This window comes from Paenibacillus sp. PAMC 26794 (genome assembly GCF_000316035.1).
Classification (GTDB): domain Bacteria; phylum Bacillota; class Bacilli; order Paenibacillales; family Paenibacillaceae; genus Paenibacillus.
On record NZ_ANHX01000005.1, the window covers coordinates 1 to 18060 of the forward strand.

Below are 18060 nucleotides of genomic sequence, written 5' to 3' on the forward strand. Positions count from 1 at the left end.
CATACGAGCATACGAGCATACGAGCATACGAGCATACGAGCATACGAGCATACGAGCATACGAGCATACGAGCATACGAGCATACGAGCATACGAGCATACGAGCATACGAGCATACGAGCATACGAGCCTCATGGATTAATGTCCTGGATGTTCTTTCAAAAAGGCGTGGCTGTGTCGGTATGCATTTTATTTTTCAAACAGATGTGGAGGAAGTACGATTGGAAATGTTTACGATGCTGCTAGGTTTATTTGAACGGGCGGCGCTGTTGATTATATTTTTATTCTTTCTGTCGAGGGTGCCAAGGTTTAGGCAGATTCTGCAAAAGGGGAAATTAAGGTGGCAGGAGTCTATTGCGGTTACCTTGTTATTTTGTGCTTTTGCCATCTTCGGGACATATACGGGCATTAATGTTGAAGGTTCACTAGTGAATGTACGGATCATCGCCGTGTTATCGGGTGGTATTTTGTTCGGAGCGCCTGTGGGTATTATTACGGGTATTGTCTCCGGGGTGCATCGGTATTTGATTGATATGGATGGAGTCACAGCTATACCGTGTCTAATCACGAGTATCCTGGCAGGTCTGGTCTCTGGATATATACATAAGTACACGCCCAAGCCCAAGCGATGGATCATCGGTATTGGTGCCGGAATGATCTGTGAAGCGCTCACGATGTTATTGATCCTGCTGTTTTCCTATCCCGATCCACTGGGTGCCGATATTGTTTCTCAGATTGCGCTGCCTATGATTCTGGGTGAAGTCAACATTGGGCTGATTGTGCTCTTGGTGCAGAGTGTTGAAGGGGAAAAGGAGATGATTGCAGCTCGTCAGGCGAAGCTCGCGCTGGAGATTGCAAACAAAACCTTGCCGTATTTCCGTTCGATTGATGAGGATTCTCTGCGCAAAATCTGCCGGATTATCCAGGAGGATATTCAGGCTGATGCGGTTGCAATTACGGATACCCGGAATGTACTGGCTTATGTAGGATTTGGTGAGGAACGTTATCATATCGGCAATGAAATTATTAGTGAGATGACGAAGAAGACGATATCTAGCGGGGAGATTACAATCAGTAATGATGTCATTGATGAAAAAACACCCGATATCCACTCGCTGTTAATCATTCCGCTCAAAGAACGAGGAGACATTACAGGTGCGCTCAAAATCTATTATCGCAAAGCGTACAAAATTACGTATCCTTTGCAAACGATGGCTGTAGGTCTGTCGCAGATCATTTCCACTCAGATGGAGGTATCGCGGGTAGAGGAGATCAAGGCTGCTGCCAACAAAGCAGAGCTCCGTGCCTTACAGACGACCATTCATCCTCATTTTCTGTTTAATGCGCTAAATGCGATTGCTTCGTCCATCCGAACCAAACCCGATCGTGCCCGGGAGCTGATTGTGAATCTATCCGGGTACATGCGTTACAATCTGGAGCTGTCGGATGAGTTAATTGATATTCATAAGGAATTGGAGCAGGTCCGTAATTATGTAGAGATTGAGAAAGCTCGCTTTGGCAGCCGACTTAACGTGATCTATGACATTGATGAGGTCGCGGTGCATATTCCAAGTCTTGTTATCCAGCCGCTCGTCGAAAATGCAATTATTCATGGCATTCTCAAGGTCAAAGGACCCGGGACCGTTCGAATTCGGGTACAGGATTATCCGGAGTTTGTACGAATCAGTGTCAGTGATACAGGGGCAGGCATCAGTGCAGATATTATTGAACGTGTCTACCACGACCGTATGCCTGGTAACCAGATCGGGCTATATAATGTGCATCGCCGGGTCAAGCTTATCTACGGACAAGGTGTAACCATTACACGGCTGGAACAAGGAACCGATATTTTATTTGATGTGCCCAAAGGAGATGTCGTAACAAGGTGATGATGGATCAATGAGAGCTCTTATTGTGGAAGACGAGATTCTGGCAAGTGAGGAATTGAATTATTTAATCCAGGAACATAGTCAGATTGAGGTGGTTGACCGTCTTGAAGACGGGCTGGATGTACTGAAGTTTTTGCAGGAACAAGAAGTAGATGTCATTTTCCTTGATATCAATATTCCCTCGCTGGACGGTATGATGCTGGCCCATCATATTGGGAAGTTTGCAACGAAACCCTACATTGTATTTACTACGGCGTATAAGGAACATGCGGCAGAAGCCTTTGAGTTGGAGGCGTTCGATTATATTCTCAAGCCGTATGACGAGAAACGAATCGCTGCGATGCTCCATAAGCTGGAGATGGCTTTCAAGCGTGATCATACGCCGGTGGAGCAACATGTTGAGGATGGACGACCAGCTACTATGGTGGACGGATCTGCTGCACAGGGAGATCTGTTACGAGAACGAGATATAAATTCACATACGGACAGAAGAATTAATCTGCTGCGGAATGACAATATTATTGTTACGGATACGGCAGACATCTACTATGCGGAAGCGCAAGAGAAGGTGACGAAGGTATATACCAAAAATGGGGAGTTCACCATGCCAGTGAGCATATCGGATTTTCACAGCCGTCTGCCACAGGATATGTTCTTTCGCTGCCACCGTTCGTACGTCGTAAATCTGTCGCAAATCCGTGAAATTGTACCTTGGTTCAACAATACGTATCTGCTCCGTCTGCGCGATTTGGAAGCTGAAGTGCCCGTGAGTCGTGGGAAGGTCAAAGAATTCAGGCAACTCATGCGCATCTAGAAGCATTTCATTCCGCATCTGATGCAACTCATGCTCAAAACGGTGTGATGAATCCCCTTTCATGTATGATTAGCTTGTGAACGCATTCATGTATATGACATCGGCAAAGGGGAGATCACGATGAAAGCAACAATTTCATCCGTTTCATCAACACCTGAATCAACATTTGCACCTACAAAAATGAACCGCTGGCTTATTGTATTGGGGACCATCATTGTACAAATGGGTCTTGGAACCATCTATACTTGGAGTTTATTTAATCAACCGTTGTCTGACCGTTTCGGATGGGACGTCAGCTCGGTCGCGATAACTTTTTCAATTACCAGTTTTGCTTTGGCTTTTGCCACATTGTTTGCAGGTCGGTTGCAGGAACGTTGGGGTCTTCAGCGCCTGATCCGTGTAGCCGGGGTTGTGCTTGGGCTGGGTCTTGTTCTGAGTTCCCAAGTCACCTCGCTAACACTGCTGTACATTTTGGCTGGATTTGTCGTTGGTTTTGCAGATGGTACGGCGTACATTACGTCGTTGTCTAATCTGATCAAATGGTTCCCGGAGCGTAAAGGTCTGATCTCGGGGATCTCGGTCGGCGCCTTTGGTACCGGTAGTCTATTGTTCAAATATGTGAACACGGCATTGATTGGTGCCGTTGGTCCTGCTCAGGCATTTATGTACTGGGGCATTATCGTTCTGGTTCTGGTCGTTGCGGGATCATTCCTGATCCGTGAGGCGGTTGTACGTGAACAGGCTCCTGCTAGCAAGGAAGGATCCAAACAAGTCGTAGCACGTCATGACTATACGGTGAAAGAGATGCTGCGTACAAAAGAAGCGTACATGTTGTTCGTTATTTTCTTCACGGCGTGTATGAGCGGCCTGTATCTGATCGGTATTGTCAAAGATATCGGTGTACAGCTCGCTGGACTTGATGTAGCTACCGCTGCGAATGCAGTGGCCATGGTTGCGATCTTTAACACGGCAGGACGTATTATTCTCGGTGCGCTGTCGGATAAAGTAGGACGAATGAAAGTCATCGCTGGTGCGCTGCTGGTTACAGCCGTAGCTGTCATGACACTTAGTCTGGTTCCACTGACCTTCGGGATCTTCTTCGCTTGTGTGGCGGCCGTTGCATTCTGCTTTGGCGGTAACATTACGGTATTCCCGGCGATTGTGGCCGATTACTTCGGACTGAAAAATCAGAGCAAAAACTATGGTGTGATCTATCAGGGATTTGGATTTGGTGCCTTGGCAGGATCATTCATCAGCGCCCTGCTGGGCGGATTCCATCTAACCTTCATCGTGATTGCTGTACTCTGCGCTGTCTCGCTGTTGCTCGCACTGATCATCACCCCTCCAGGTGAAGGTCGTCGTGCACGTCAACGTGAAAAACAGATGAACCTTAACCCTTCATCACGGGCAAGCTAATAACATGCACTGGAAGTACGGAACTGAGGATATTTCTCTACTAAAAAGCAAATTAAAAGACAAAGTAAACAAAGCGGTCTCCAGACGAGGCCGCTTTTTGGTATCTACAGTTGTCAGATTGCTGACTTGTTGGCCTATCGGACCATCTGACTGCCTGCAAGCGTGTTGCCTTGTGTGCATTCCATCATTCGCATCTGTTATACTCTAGGTGAATTCAACAAGACCAAGATAAGTTATGTACCCCAGAGGAGGCATATCATGAAGTTCATTAAATACACACAACCTGATTTTGATGATTATTATGCATTGGTTTCCAATATGGAAGTAATGAAACAGATTACAGAACGTGCAATACCTGAGCAAGAGGCGAGAACGCAATTTGAGTCCATGCTGGATTTTAATGAGCGTTCCACTTGCGGACATTACCAGGTATTTAGTGAAGATGGTGCTGGTGTAGCGTATGCCAAATTGATTCCGGATCAGGAGGACCCGACCAAGGCTGAGATAGGTTACATGATCCTGCCTGAACATTGGGGCAAAGGTCAAGGCACATCCATAGCGTCACGGTTGATTATCCAGGCACAAGCCGCAGGGATTGGATCCCTCTATGCAGTTATCGATCCGGGTAACGCTGCTTCCCGCCGGATCTTGACCAGACAGAACTTTGTATCCACCTGGACAGGTGATTACGAGGGTCTTCCTGGTGAGATTTTGGAGTTAAATCTTCAAATGAAGCGGTAAAGGAACTGTTCTGAGGGTAATCAGATAATATAGGGCATCTTGCATGAGATGACTGGAACTCATTATCACCATGGGAGTTCACCCATGCACATTTCATGCAAGATGCTTATATAGAGATGTGGAGGAGATGACATATGAGCAATTCAACCATGGAACGTCTGAATGCATTGTTGCCGGAGTGGCTGGAGACCAGTCGTTTGCACACCGGGCAAGGTAAGGTGGCTTCTTATATCCCGGAGCTTGTCAAAGCCTCTCAGGATGAGCTTGGTATACATATCATGGACGCCGAAGGGAACCATGTGTCGGCAGGGGATTGCGGTGTCCCATTTACGATGCAAAGTATCTCCAAAGTATTTACCCTTATTCTGGCCCTGATGGATCATGGGGAAGAAGCGGTTTTCTTTAATGTAGGAAAAGAACCCACAGGCGACGATTACGATTCGATGATCAAGCTTGAATTGGTTGAACCCGGAATCCCGTTCAATCCATTAATCAATGCGGGTGCGATTACGGTGTCCTCGCTTGTTGGAGGAGACTGTAAGGAAGAAAAATCACGCCGCATTCTGGAGTTTTTCCGCAAACTGGCGAATAATGATCAGCTGGGCTATAACGAAGAGGTATTCCAGTCCGAATCGGAGAGCGGTCATATGAATCGTTCACTTGGCTACTTTTTGAAGCACAACGGGGTCATTAAGGATGACGTTGAAGACGTGCTTGCCGTGTATTTCCGTCATTGCTCCATTGAAGTGACGTGTGCAGATCTGTCTCGAATGTCACTTGTTCTGGCCTATAATGGAACAGATCCAATTACGGGAGAAGAACTCATCCCTCGTCGTTATGTTCAGATTGCCAAAACCTTCATGACCACCTGTGGTATGTATAATGCATCAGGCGAATTTGCCATCGAGGTCGGTTTGCCCGCCAAAAGTGGAGTATCCGGAGGGATATTAACCCTTGTACCGGGACAATTCGGCATAGGTCTTGTTGGCCCGGCTCTGAACCGCAAAGGCAACAGTATTGCTGGCGTGCATCTGCTGGAGCGTCTGTCCAAGGAATTCGACTGGAGCTTTTTCTAAAAAGTTTTTTTGAAAAAAGAGTCCATACCCTCATATGTAGCCGATGAATCATTTATCCGATATTTTGCTTCTTTTGAACGAAGTGAATGGTCTGGATATGTCTCGTCGGCTGTTTTTTGGTATTCATCAGGGTGTGTAGGCAGGCAGTCCTGTATGCCAACGGCTATGCTGCATCTATCATGGAACACCCACAACATCGGGGTGGGTATATACGCCTTCATTCATTGGCTAGGGCTACATCCGTAATGAGGTTCATCTGAATATCCCGGGCCCCATCTTCCATCAGCAGTCTGAGGGTACGAGCCGGACGGTCCAGTCGAAGCACTTGCCCCGTGTAACGAATATCATCATGTTCGTGAAACAACGTAATAGTGACCCTATCTCCAAGCATCATCGAGTTGCTGAGCAAACGGGACATTTCTTCCGCGGCCTGGGCATCCAGAGATGGGCGGGTACGAGGAGCAAGTTGTTCCTGATGAAGAATGTAGGCTTCCCGGTGTTCGGGGAGCATCATGCGTGAGGACTCGAAGATACCGTTTTGCTGCAATTTTTTACTCATTTATAATGACCTCCAATTTTATGAGAACGTTCATGGGCTTGCGCGGACGAGCAGAGGGAGGATGCCCGCATGATGGCGGTATCTCCGTACCTGCGCTTGATATCATCCGTGGCACGTTCCAGTTCTCTTTTGCGTTCACGGTCATCGAACCAGGACAGCTGCACTTCAGAATCGGGTACAAGTCCGGTCAATGACACGCTGATGCGGCGGATGGGTAATCCGTCCCAATGGCGCAGGAACAGAGCTGCTGCCGCATCGTATACTTCATCCGTAATGTTGGTGGGTTCATTCACCTTCATCTGGCGGGAGAAACCGGTTGGCCGATCATAATCCTGTCCGCGACATCCAACAGAGACCACATGGCCCATGAGTGACTTGTCCCGGGAACGTCGACTGACGAGTTCCGCCAGTTCAAGCAGTACCACTTTGATATCTTCCCAGGAGTCATAGTCCCGGGGCAGCGTCATCTGATGTCCGATCCCCTGCTGCTGATGAGCATATGTCCCGGGTTTGACCGGGGAATCGTCAATACCGCGGGCGATACGCCATAGTACCTCGCCATTTACACCCCAACGTTCTCTCAGTCGGGACAATGGGGTCTGGGCCAGATCACCGATCGTATGGACGCCCATCTTGTAGAGATGCTGCGCCATGCGGGAACCGACCATGAACATGTCTCGCACAGGCTTCTCCCAGATGGTTGAAGGCAGATCTTTGCGAGGCAGCGTGCAGATGCCTCCCGGGACTTTTTTTGCATACAGATCACAGGCCATCTTGCTAACGACCTTGGTATCACTGATACCAATTCGAATGTACACACCCGTCTCATCCATCACCCTCGATTGAATGCTGCGGGCAATCGTCTCGGGACTGCCGAACAGATCCAGGCTTCCAGTGACATCGAGAAACTGTTCGTCAATGCTATAGGGTTCCACCAGATCGGTGTAAGACTGAAGGATACGCGTAATATGAAGGGACACCCGAATGTACTCGGCCATCCGGGGGCGAACAACAACAACATCCGGACATTTGGCGAGCGCTTCGCCCAGACGTTCTGCTGTCGTAATTCCATAGGACTTGGCGAGTGGACAGGCCGCAAGAATAATACCCGAACGGCGCGCTGGATCTCCCGCGACAACGAGGGGGCGATCCTTGTATTCGGGGTGTGCAGACTTCTCCACACTGGCATAGAATGACTGGCAGTCTGCCAGCATGATGACACGTCTGTCTTGGCGAGGCATAAGACTTCTCTCCTTATCCGTGATGCTAAGCTCATCTGTTAAGCAACAATTATGTTCATTTGAACATCGATAATTAACAGTTTATTTACAGTATGGAACAAGTGTTCTTGTTTTATAAGCATATCCGACAATTCGAAATGCAGCAACCGGAATTATTTTGCAAATTGGACACAATTATTGATTAGCTATATTAGAGGCAGAAATTAGGAAATAAGATGTGCTTTTTTACATTTAATGTGAGAGATCCGTGACCTATGGGTGATGACCGGGCGTTCATTTGGGTTTTTGTAAAAGGGTTATAAATGGGCACAGTCCTATAGAGGGGGACTGATGTCCTTTTTTGATTTTCTGCATTTTTCAGAAAACCTTGATGTGACGCGGAATATCGCTGATGCGTTATCGGACTATAGTATCAATTTTGTAATCTTTATGGTTAATACTGTAAAAAGGTCCGCAACTTTAAAATATGACTCGCGTTTAATGGGGTATGTGATCAAACGGCAAACGGTGCCTGTACCCGCGTTGCACATAACAATAAAGGTTCCAGAATTGCAAGATCAACAGGGCATCCAAACCATGCAATTCCAGCAGATATTAGTGTTCGGGAATCAGACGTATCCTGGAGGCTTTCGGGTGCTAGTTGATGGTTCTTTTTACGAATTATGGGCAGAATGTTCCATTTCATGTTTGCTTCCATCAGCCTAGATACAAATGCAGAGTCTTAGCGCTATAGTGAGAACTACACCGCTGACATCTCTACCAAGCGGACATCCGAAGCGGATTGATTCGTAAACTTCATGTTGGACCATTCGATGTTGAAGCAGGATGCATATTAGAGAGGTGAGCAATCTAAAGACATGAGCAGACAAAGACGAAGACGCTGGTTATTAACGGTGTTGACAGGCGCAGTGGTGGTGACTGGTGGATTATTTGCCGGATGGCACTATATGCAACCCAAGCTCGTTACGTACACAGCGGAGAACGGCACGGAGATGAAATTCAAGACCGAGGGAGACCGGTTCATGGAATACGGGCCAGATGGAACGTGGAGGGAGATGTTCGTCAAAGGTGTCAACCTGGGCGCAACTTCACCTGGGCATTACCCGGGAGAATTCCCGCTAACCAAAGAGGATTACTTGCGGTGGTTCCAGCAGATCGAGGATCTGGGAGCCAATGTGATCCGGGTTTACACGGTTCACGAACCGATTTTCTACTCCGCATTGGTCGAATATAACCGCGGCCGGGAGCAACCGTTATATTTTATACAGGGCATATGGTCACCTGAAGAAGAATTGATTGAGAAGCAGGATGCCTATGCAGCTCATATTGAGCAGACGTTCAAGCAGGAGATTGAAAAGGCAGTATCTGCTGTATATGGCGATGCGGACATCCCTGCCAAGCAGGGAGAGTCTAGCGGCAAATATAAGACGAATGCAGGAAAATACCTGATGGCCTGGCATGTGGGTACGGAATGGGACCCGGCAATGGTAGACAACACGAACGCGAAACATGCGGACGTGCCGCAGTACAAGGGAGTTCATTTCTCGGCGAGTCCAGAAGCGTCACCGTTCGAGAACTGGCTCGCAGAGCTGCTGGATCATACGGCAGTCCTGGAGAAGAAGTATGGATGGGAACATCCGATGACCTTCACCAACTGGGTAACCACCGATGTGCTGGATCATCCCGGCGAGCCGCTGTATGAAGAGGATCTCGTGAGTGTGGATGCCCGTCATATTCAGCCGGAGGCGTGGCAGGGAGGTTATTTTGCAGCCTACCATGTGTACCCTTATTACCCGGACCTGTTCCATATCGATAAAACACTCCAAACGATCAAAGATGAGAACGGTGAGTACAACACGTACAAAAGTTATCTACGCAAGCTGAAAGCCGAGTTTTCCGATATGCCTGTAATGATTACAGAGTATGGCGTACCTTCTTCTCTTGGTATTTCCCATCTGGGTATGGGAGGACGGAATCAGGGTGGACATAACGAAGTAGAGCAGGGAGATATTGACGCGTCACTGACGCAGGATATCTATGATGAAGGGTACTCGGGAGCAATTGTGTTCATGTGGCAGGATGAATGGTTCAAAAAAACATGGAACACGATGCCACTGGAAATCCCGGCTGATCGCCGTGCATATTGGCTGAACGTGCTGACAAACGAGAAAATGTTTGGTCTGCTTGCCATGGACCCGGGTAAACAGGAACAGTTGACCATCGACGGATCACTGGATGACTGGGATGATCTGAAGGATGAAGAGGTCACGACCTGGCAGGGCCAAGTGGACGGCATTCAGGAAATGAAGATGACCCATGATGAAGCCTATCTGTACATTGGGCTGACCTTGGATCAACCGTTTGACCCGGATCAGACGGTGCTGCGGATTGGGACCGATACACTTGCTGGAGGCAGTCAGCCTGATAAGTTACTCCCGGGCCGGACGCTCAGTGATGGTCTTGAGACGGTGATTACACTGGGGCGGGATGAAGAATCTCATGTGGAGATCGCCAAGGATTATGACTTTAATCAGCGTCTGTACGGTAAGGAAGGATACGACATGCTGCCAGATCAGCAGTCTGATTCCACAGATCCGTTCCGTCCATGGAATCTGGCGGTCAGCCTGAGGATGACACCGCCGGATACCCGATCTGCTCAACCGTTCATGAATGAAAAGGTCGGAACATTGAAGCGGGGAACGACGGCTCCCGATCAGCCCGATACGGATTCATTAACGACATGGCAGTATAACGGCAATCAGGTGGAGATGCGAATTCCCTGGATGCTGCTCGGGTTCGGTGATCCGAGTTCGCTGCAAGTGATCGACTATGGACCGCTCAAGAATGGACGTGAGTTCTCAACAGTTGCTGCCCAAGGCATTACCCTCATTCCATGGTTAACGGACCGCGACACGGAGAAAGTATCCTGGCCTGGGGGTGAACAGACGACCCTGGACCTGAAGACATTCCCGGTATATAGCTGGCAGCCTTGGGAGCAGGTGCAGTATAGTGAACGGCTGAAGCTAAGCTACGACAAAATGAAGAAGAGCTACGAAAAAATTCCTAGTTTTCAGATCGAATAAATGAGTATAAAGGAGGACCTTTTCACATGTTTCCAAGTTTGGCTTTGGCCTATCTGTTTTTGTACATCTGTATCGCACTCGTTGTTGTAGGCGTCATCGTATTGTTTGCCATGAAAATGTCCCACAATGGCAAACAACGCAAGACGGCGTTTTATGAATTGAAACAGCGTGACTACTTCACCTATCTGCAAACAGCCTTGAGCGAGAATAGTCCGCTCAAACTGCCACCAGGCAAACTGGCTCCGCTGGAACGCAGAGTCATTCAGGACAGGCTGATTGAATGGATCGACCAGTTCAAGGGTGAGTATCGCGACAAATTAATCGCACTGTGTCGTGAAGCAGGATTTGTAGAGCATGATCTGAAGGAATTGGGCCGTCTGCGTTACGGTCGCCAGATCGATGCGGCGTATCGCTTAGGTGGCATGCGTTGTCCCGAAGCCGTTCCGGGTTTGATGGAATTGCTGAAGGATGAGAAGCCGGGCCCGATGGCCATTATGATTGGTCGTTCCATCTCCAGATGTACGACTCGACAAGGTGAACTGAAAGACATGCTGGCGTTGCTGTTAACCAAAGGCAATTCAATTCACCACCTGGCAGCAGACATTCTGCTTGAAACGAGTCTGGATACGAGCAGAATTCTAATCGAATTGCTGGAAGACCGGAATCCTGATTTTGTAAAAGTCGGACTGGTTGCGATGTGGGGACAAGCTGTACCTGAAGTGATGCCTGCACTCGACAGACTGGTAGGCGCAGAACATCAGGATGTACGTGCCGAAGCGGTGAAGCTGTATCTTAGCGCAAGTCCGGCACTCCGGGATGAGACCATTCTGAAGCTGATCCAGGACCCCGATGCGGAAGTTCGCGCCGAAGTGGTACAAGCGCTTGGTTCGAAGCATGCATCTGGCAGTATTCCATTGCTGCGTAAAGCGCTGCGGGATGAGGACTGGAGAGTTCGCTATAACAGTGCGGAGAGTCTGAGCAAGCTCGGTGAACCGGGATTCGAAGCGCTGTGTCAGGCTGCGGTGCAAGGTACAGTTGCTGAGCGCGAGATTGCGATGCAGCAGATTGAGAGTACCATGCAGCACACGAGAACCGAAGACAGAGCTGTAGAGCAGATGATTGCACATAACAAAAAAAGACTGCTGTACGATCGCTATTTCGGCCTTGTCCGAGAGAACAGAACCAGCAAGAAACGCACAGGTGTCGCTACGGTAGGAGGGGATTACACTGCTTAGGGATCTACTATTAATCTACGGCATGGTCGCAATCTACTATGTTGTTTTTGTAAATACGCTCTACTTTTCCATTCTGGCCTTATCGTTCCGTAACATCTGGACGATCTTCCGGCGGTCTCATTATTCCAAATACAATACATTGTCAGGCTCGGAACTGGTGCCTTCGGTTTCTCTGCTGGTACCGGCATACAACGAGGAACTGACGATTATTGAAAATGTGAACTGCCTGATGACGCTGAATTATCCAACGTATGAAGTCATTGTCGTGAATGATGGCTCTAGCGATGCCACGTTGAATATCCTGTTGGAAGAATATCGTCTGAAGCCAGTACCCAATACGAAGATTCGGGGCAAAATCGCCTGTCAGAAAATTCGCGGAATCTACCATAATCCAGAGTTCCCTGATCTGTATGTCATTGACAAGGAAAACGGCGGAAAGGCCGATTCCCTCAATGCCGGAATCAACCTGTCTCATTATCCGCTGATCTCTTCGATCGATGCTGATTCGTTGCTGGAGAAGGATGCCCTGATCCGCATGGCACGCATGTATATGGAGAATCCGGAAGAGACGGTAGCCATCGGTGGAGATGTAAGGATCGCCAATGGCTGCAAAATTGAAAACGGGGCAGTGCAAGATGTATCGCTGCCACGCAAGATCTGGCCCATGTTCCAGTCGATTGAATATCTCAAAGCCTTCTTGGGCGGACGGATTGGCTGGAGTCACATGAACGGTCTGATCATTGTCTCCGGTGCCTTCGGCATGTTCCGTAAGGACGCTGTTATCGCCGTGGGTGGATACCGGGATGGTTATCCTGGGGAAGACATGAACATCATCATCAAGCTTCACCGTTACATGCTGGAAAACAAATTGAAGTACCGCGTTGCCTTCTGTCCTGAGGCTGTATGCTGGACGCAGGCACCGGATTCCTACCGGATCTTGTCCAGTCAGCGCAAGCGCTGGGGCCGCGGAAATCTGAAGAACATGATCGAGAATCGTGGCATGTTGTTCAATCCAAAATATAAGGTGATGGGTATGGTGACCATGCCATATAACGTCCTTTTTGAAGCGCTCAACCCGTATTTCCGGATTACCGGACTTCTGGCTCTCGCTGGATATGTCCTTCTGGATATGACGCAATGGCCGATTCTGGTTCTGTTCGGACTGCTGAACTTCGTGAGTGGTTATCTGCTGAGTGTAGGCGCACTTGTCCTGGAGGAGATTGCATTCAAACGTTACAACAAACTCTCCGATCTGGTTAAAATGCTGGTCTACTCCGCGTTGAAATTCGTGGGTTACCATCAGCTCGGCGTACTGTGGAGATTGCAGGGACATGTGCAGTTCATGCAAAACAACAACTCATGGGGTACCATGACACGCCAAAGCTGGTCCGAGGATGAGAAGAAAACAAGCGAAGCCGCTTGAGAATGAAGAAGGGTGGAAAAGAACATGCCAAATACGGCGACATTGCAGCGTGAGGCTGCCGTTAATGTGTACCGAAGTGTAGAACAGGGATTGAAGGAAACGGGTGCCGAAACATGCGGCTTAATGTTCATCCATTGTGCAGGAAACTCTCAACCTGAGCAGCAGGTCAGGACACATCTGGAGCAGACGAGCGAGTCTGCCTTCCAGGTGTGGAAGGATGGGGCGACCCAGGCGATTGCTGTCCTGCTGCCAGGGTTGTCACTGGATGAAGTTCATTATGAAGGACTTCGGATCAAGCATGAGTTGCAAGAGACTGTACCCGGTGCCGATCCACAGATTACACTGGCCAGTTTCCCGGAAGGGGAACGCCCTTCGAAGGCAACTATTCAGCATATGGCCGAGTCCTCGAAGCTCGTAGATTCGTCGGAGATTCATATCTACACGCTGGACAATACGTTGGACGAGCCGGAACGAATTTTGATTGTGGACAACGATCCTACGGTACGCGAATTCCTGCAATTGCGATTGAAGATGCAGGGATACGAAACCTATGAAGCCGTCGATGGACTGGCTGCACTGGAGTTGATCGAGAAAGTCACACCAGATCTGGTGCTCACCGAACTGAATCTGTATGGCATCGATGGTCTGCCCTTCATCCATCATATTCAGAACCTGAAGATGGAGCAGCCACCCAAAATTGTCGTGTTGACCGAGCAACGTGTCGAGCAGACGATCAGTCAATGCTTCCGCAGCGGCGTGGATGATTACATGACCAAACCGTTCTCGCCTGTAGAGCTGGATGCCCGAATCAGACGCTGCCTGCATTAGAAGATAGATTAGAGCAACAAACACCCATCTATTTATATGGATTTTAAGCACCATCAAAATACACTACCCGGAGGGAATATCATGGAGAATCAACAATTCCACACATTACTGAATGCGATTGAAAATAAAGAAGCTGTACTCGGCGTCGTCGGGCTCGGTTACGTAGGACTTCCACTTGCTGTGGAAATGGTCAATCAAGGTTTCACGGTAATCGGAATTGATCTGGATGCGTCCAAAGTAGAAAGTATCTATCAAGGAGATTCCTATATTCACGATATTTCGTCCGATGAGTTGAAAAAAGTAATGCAAAGCGGTCGTTTCCAGCCAACGACGGATTACAGTATGCTGCGCGTGATCGACGCACTCAGTATCTGCGTACCGACACCGCTTAGTGAGAATCAGGACCCGGATACGTCTTACATCGAGACTGTTGTGGATCAGATCAAACTGCATATGAAACCAGGCATGCTGATTACATTGGAGAGTACCACTTATCCGGGTACTACCGAAGAACTGATCCAGCAGAAGCTGGAGAAGATCGGACATGAAGCAGGCAAAGACTACTTCCTCTGCTTCTCACCTGAACGCGTGGACCCGTCCAACGGACGTTTCACGACGTATAATACTCCGAAAGTGATCGGGGGTACAACCGAAGCTTGCCTGAAGCTTGGAACAGCGCTATATAGCAAATATGTAGAAACCGTAGTACCGGTATCCTCACCAAAAGTGGCCGAGATGTCCAAACTGCTGGAGAACACATTCCGCAGTGTGAACATTGCCTTTGTAAATGAAATGGCGATGATGTGTGACCGCATGGGTATCGATATCTGGGAAGTTATTGACGCGGCAGCAACGAAACCATTTGGTTTCATGCCATTCTATCCAGGCCCAGGCATCGGTGGACACTGCATCCCGCTTGATCCGATGTACCTGTCATGGAAGGCCAAAGGCTTCCGTTTCTATAGCAAATTCATTGAGCTGGCACAATCTACCAATGACAACATGCCATATTATGTGTTGAACAAAACGTCAACGATTCTGAACGAATATGCTAAATCCGTACGTAAATCCAATATTCTGCTCCTCGGCATGTCGTACAAACCGAATATTGCCGACCTGCGTGAATCACCAGGACTGGAAGTATATGAACTGTTCAAGGAAAGTGGAGCTAACGTAAGCTACTACGACCCACATGCAGATTCATTCCAGGACAAGCATGGGGAGACCGTACACAGCGAAGCGTTCAATCTGGAACAGTTCAAGAAGTACGATTGCATCGTGCTGATCACCAACCACAGCGATTTGCCTTACTTTGATATTGCCGAGCTGGGTGTACCAATTCTGGATACACGTAATGCGTTCCGTTCGTACACACATCCGCATATCTACAAAATTGGTCACTCGGTACAGCATCCTGTGCTTGAACCAAGTGAAGCGTTGCTCGTCTGAGGAAATATATGAGGCAACGGGGCAAGCTGGTGGGTATGGCGAAATGGGCTATTCTGGCTGTGGTGTTGTGCCTGCTGCTTCTGTCCTGGATGTTCAAATGGTTCTCGGCAGAGGAACATAAAGCGACCTGGCTGTGGGACGCGTCCATTATTGCAGAGCAGACACCTGAGATTATTGCTTTCTCCAAAGAACAGGGCGTGGATTCCATCTTCCTGCAAATCCAGGATGAGGTGCCTGACGCAACATACCGCAAATTCATTGCGGCTGCCCGGCAGGCTGAGATTGAAGTGCATGGACTTAACGGTCATGCAGACTGGGCCTATGAGGATAAGCGGGATGAAGGACTTGCTTTTATCGAGCGAGTACGAGCATACAATGCAGCTTCTGCGAAGAATGAACGCTTCCAAGGCATTCAACTGGATGTGGAGCCGTATCAGCTGAAGCGCTGGGAGAACGAGGAGAGCAGCGTCATTGCAGAGTGGCAGAACAACATGAAGGCCTGGACAAAAGCCGGCGAGGATGCCGGACTGTACATGAGCGCTGCGATCCCGTTCTGGCTTGATGCCCGTCAGTCGGCTGAAGGTGAGGGTACATTCAGTCGCTGGGTGATCTCTCATTTCGATGCGGTGGCCATTATGGCTTACCGGGATAGTGGGCAGCAGATGTATGATCTGTCCAAGGAAGAACTGGACGAAGCGGATGAGCTCGGCAAGAAAGTCTGGATCGGAGCGGAACTCGCGGATACACACGAGGGGGATCACCTGACCTTTTTCCGTAAACCGGTTAGCAATATGAATGAAGAGATGGCGAAGGTGTTTGATCTGGGTTCCTCTCATTCTTCTTTTGCAGGTGTGGCTGTGCATCATTATGAAGCATGGTATGCGAAGGAGAACGGTATTCCACTTGCGCGCAAGAATGAGGAGAAGGAATAGCGTTACGTCAGCGTTAATAAGTTGCTGGTTTCAGGTACGTGCGTCAAGACTATAGTATAGAAAAAAGGCAAGTCCCGGGTAGATGGGACTTGCCTTTTTTGTTGGTGGATTTATATAAATTGAACTTAAGAATATTTACACTTGCCACTCCGATGACAGAACAACCTTCTGATCGCTGTTATCCCCAGATTTTTTATATTCGGCTTTACAAAGGGGGAAAATCTGGTGATAAAGGCGAACGCTCCGCTTCTTCAGGTTATTTCTGACCTCTACGTTCTCGTGTAAATGTTTAGTTCAATTTATATAGTAATGGGTTTTGCAGCACTATGATGTGCAGGATATGAAACTCAGGAGTCCATTGTAATTTGGTAGAGGCGACGTCTTACACAACCGTACACAATGCGTGGGGCATGAGGCATGGATTATAGGCTGGGGAGCGCAAGGGCGCTCCCTCACTCTTTCGTGTTCTCCGCTGTACGATAGCGATTGGGCGGCAGACCGACTTGCTTTTTGAACGCTTTGGAGAAGGAGAACAAGTCCGGGTAACCTACGGAATGAGCCACTTCGGTTAAGCTTAGCGGAGTCTGCACGAGTAGACGTTTGGCCTGGTTCATTTTCAATTGTTGGATATATTGCACAGGAGACAGACCATAGGCTTTGCGGAACTGTTTGGCAAAATGGGTTCGATCCACCCCCGCATGAGCGGACACACCTTCCACGGAGATGCCGCCTGCAAAATGAATGTCCATGTATTCCTTGCCTTTCTGAAGCCAAGGTGTGGCTGAACCCGGTTGCAACCCTTTAGTTGCAGGAGAACGGGCGATCCGGTCAAAGAGGCTTAGGAATCGGGTGAGTCGTCCCAGATCGCTCGCTCCGTCCTGCGGTTTGCGAACATCCTCCATAAATGCGCGCATGGCACTTGCAGTCTCCGGGGTAAGTACACCTGAACGGTATGGTAAGTCGGGTGTAAGTCCGATTCGAGACAACAGTTCGGCTGCGTATGCACCGTCAAAGGCAATAAATATTTTCTGCAACGTATCCTCCGGGTCAGTCCAGTACTCATGCGTAACATGTGGAAACAGACAGAATGCATCCCTGGCACGAAGGGCATGATGCTGTCCGTCCTGTATGAATGTACCTTCCCCCTCCAGCACAAACAGCAAATAATGATAAGGTGTGGTACGCGGGCCAATATGATAGTTGGTTTTGGCTATATTACGGCCGATGCGAATCGGCCAGGCGCCACCAGCTTTCTCGAATTCAGATGGAGTGAAGAAAATAAGTTCCAAAAACTCATGGTGGTCCTCCTTCATGCTCTCGGTCATCAGGAACACCTCTTTAATGTATAAGTATCGTTTGTACAATCTAAAATTTT

At 48.6% G+C, this 18060-nt stretch carries 15 protein-coding genes; 12 read left to right on the top strand and 3 right to left on the bottom strand.

Features of this window, described 5'->3' with window-relative positions; all coding sequences use genetic code 11:
* The first annotated feature begins 226 nt into the window (after nt 1-226).
* From D829_RS0103595 to glsA, 5 genes are all read left to right on the top strand, one after another.
* Entirely contained in the window at nt 227-1888 is a 1662-nt protein-coding gene (locus tag D829_RS0103595; RefSeq protein WP_235431634.1) for a sensor histidine kinase, read from the top strand.
* 10 nt (nt 1889-1898) lie between these two features.
* Nucleotides 1899-2702: a LytTR family DNA-binding domain-containing protein gene (locus D829_RS0103600; RefSeq protein WP_017687471.1), complete on the top strand. Its 804-nt coding sequence runs from the start codon at nt 1899-1901 to the stop codon at nt 2700-2702.
* Between the two features lie 180 nt (nt 2703-2882).
* Nucleotides 2883-4118 carry an OFA family MFS transporter gene (locus D829_RS0103605; protein WP_036660171.1) on the top strand — a complete coding sequence of 412 codons (1236 nt, stop codon included), beginning with the start codon at nt 2883-2885 and terminating at the stop codon, nt 4116-4118.
* A 258-nt stretch (nt 4119-4376) separates the two neighbouring features.
* Nucleotides 4377-4859 carry a GNAT family N-acetyltransferase gene (locus D829_RS0103610; RefSeq protein ID WP_017687473.1) on the top strand — a complete coding sequence of 161 codons (483 nt, stop codon included), beginning with the start codon at nt 4377-4379 and terminating at the stop codon, nt 4857-4859.
* 134 nt (nt 4860-4993) lie between these two features.
* The gene (gene glsA, locus D829_RS0103615; RefSeq protein ID WP_017687474.1) at nt 4994-5935 is read left to right on the top strand and encodes a glutaminase A; all 942 of its coding nucleotides are present in this window, start codon (nt 4994-4996) and stop codon (nt 5933-5935) included.
* A 217-nt stretch (nt 5936-6152) separates the two neighbouring features.
* Here the strand turns inward: glsA and D829_RS0103620 are convergent, their stop codons facing one another.
* Nucleotides 6153-6494 carry a YolD-like family protein gene (locus D829_RS0103620; protein ID WP_017687475.1) on the bottom strand — a complete coding sequence of 114 codons (342 nt, stop codon included), beginning with the start codon at nt 6492-6494 and terminating at the stop codon, nt 6153-6155.
* The gene (locus tag D829_RS0103625; protein ID WP_017687476.1) at nt 6491-7735 is read right to left on the bottom strand and encodes a DNA polymerase IV; all 1245 of its coding nucleotides are present in this window, start codon (nt 7733-7735) and stop codon (nt 6491-6493) included. Before D829_RS0103625 ends, D829_RS0103620 begins: the two co-directional genes overlap by 4 nt.
* Nucleotides 7736-8065: 330 nt before the next feature.
* On the opposite strand from D829_RS0103625, the gene D829_RS0103630 reads away from it, so the two are divergent.
* From D829_RS0103630 to D829_RS30325, 7 genes are all read left to right on the top strand, one after another.
* Nucleotides 8066-8440 carry a hypothetical protein gene (locus D829_RS0103630; protein ID WP_017687477.1) on the top strand — a complete coding sequence of 125 codons (375 nt, stop codon included), beginning with the start codon at nt 8066-8068 and terminating at the stop codon, nt 8438-8440.
* Nucleotides 8441-8592: 152 nt separating this feature from the next.
* Complete coding sequence (locus D829_RS0103635; protein WP_017687478.1) at nt 8593-10818, top strand: hypothetical protein; 2226 nt, start codon at nt 8593-8595, stop codon at nt 10816-10818.
* A gap of 26 nt (nt 10819-10844) precedes the next feature.
* Nucleotides 10845-12053, top strand: coding sequence for a HEAT repeat domain-containing protein (locus tag D829_RS0103640; protein ID WP_017687479.1), 1209 nt, complete (start codon nt 10845-10847; stop codon nt 12051-12053).
* A 22-nt stretch (nt 12054-12075) separates the two neighbouring features.
* A complete protein-coding gene (locus D829_RS0103645) occupies nt 12076-13476 on the top strand; it encodes a glycosyltransferase (protein ID WP_017687480.1) in 1401 nt (466 codons plus the stop codon).
* Between the two features lie 24 nt (nt 13477-13500).
* Entirely contained in the window at nt 13501-14304 is an 804-nt protein-coding gene (locus D829_RS0103650) for a response regulator transcription factor (RefSeq protein ID WP_017687481.1), read from the top strand.
* An 81-nt stretch (nt 14305-14385) separates the two neighbouring features.
* A complete protein-coding gene (locus D829_RS0103655) occupies nt 14386-15753 on the top strand; it encodes a nucleotide sugar dehydrogenase (protein WP_017687482.1) in 1368 nt (455 codons plus the stop codon).
* Nucleotides 15754-15761: 8 nt separating this feature from the next.
* A complete protein-coding gene (locus D829_RS30325) occupies nt 15762-16685 on the top strand; it encodes a hypothetical protein (protein ID WP_017687483.1) in 924 nt (307 codons plus the stop codon).
* Nucleotides 16686-17137: 452 nt separating this feature from the next.
* Here the strand turns inward: D829_RS30325 and D829_RS0103665 are convergent, their stop codons facing one another.
* A complete protein-coding gene (locus D829_RS0103665; protein WP_017687484.1) occupies nt 17138-18010 on the bottom strand; it encodes an AraC family transcriptional regulator in 873 nt (290 codons plus the stop codon).
* Nucleotides 18011-18060 lie beyond the last annotated feature (50 nt).

Excerpts from the sequence above, each read along its gene's own strand:
- D829_RS0103595 (WP_235431634.1), top strand. The coding sequence starts at position 227 with ATGTTTACGATGCTGCTAGGTTTATTTGAACGGGCGGCGCTGTTGATT.
- D829_RS0103625 (WP_017687476.1), bottom strand. The coding sequence starts at position 7,735 with ATGCCTCGCCAAGACAGACGTGTCATCATGCTGGCAGACTGCCAGTCA.
- D829_RS0103630 (WP_017687477.1), top strand. The coding sequence starts at position 8,066 with ATGTCCTTTTTTGATTTTCTGCATTTTTCAGAAAACCTTGATGTGACG.
- D829_RS0103650 (WP_017687481.1), top strand. The coding sequence starts at position 13,501 with ATGCCAAATACGGCGACATTGCAGCGTGAGGCTGCCGTTAATGTGTAC.
- D829_RS0103635 (WP_017687478.1), top strand. The coding sequence starts at position 8,593 with ATGAGCAGACAAAGACGAAGACGCTGGTTATTAACGGTGTTGACAGGC.
- D829_RS0103640 (WP_017687479.1), top strand. The coding sequence starts at position 10,845 with ATGTTTCCAAGTTTGGCTTTGGCCTATCTGTTTTTGTACATCTGTATC.
- D829_RS0103605 (WP_036660171.1), top strand. The coding sequence starts at position 2,883 with ATGAACCGCTGGCTTATTGTATTGGGGACCATCATTGTACAAATGGGT.
- D829_RS0103655 (WP_017687482.1), top strand. The coding sequence starts at position 14,386 with ATGGAGAATCAACAATTCCACACATTACTGAATGCGATTGAAAATAAA.
- D829_RS0103600 (WP_017687471.1), top strand. The coding sequence starts at position 1,899 with ATGAGAGCTCTTATTGTGGAAGACGAGATTCTGGCAAGTGAGGAATTG.
- D829_RS0103665 (WP_017687484.1), bottom strand. The coding sequence starts at position 18,010 with ATGACCGAGAGCATGAAGGAGGACCACCATGAGTTTTTGGAACTTATT.
- D829_RS30325 (WP_017687483.1), top strand. The coding sequence starts at position 15,762 with ATGAGGCAACGGGGCAAGCTGGTGGGTATGGCGAAATGGGCTATTCTG.
- D829_RS0103610 (WP_017687473.1), top strand. The coding sequence starts at position 4,377 with ATGAAGTTCATTAAATACACACAACCTGATTTTGATGATTATTATGCA.
- glsA (WP_017687474.1), top strand. The coding sequence starts at position 4,994 with ATGAGCAATTCAACCATGGAACGTCTGAATGCATTGTTGCCGGAGTGG.
- D829_RS0103620 (WP_017687475.1), bottom strand. The coding sequence starts at position 6,494 with ATGAGTAAAAAATTGCAGCAAAACGGTATCTTCGAGTCCTCACGCATG.
- D829_RS0103645 (WP_017687480.1), top strand. The coding sequence starts at position 12,076 with ATGGTCGCAATCTACTATGTTGTTTTTGTAAATACGCTCTACTTTTCC.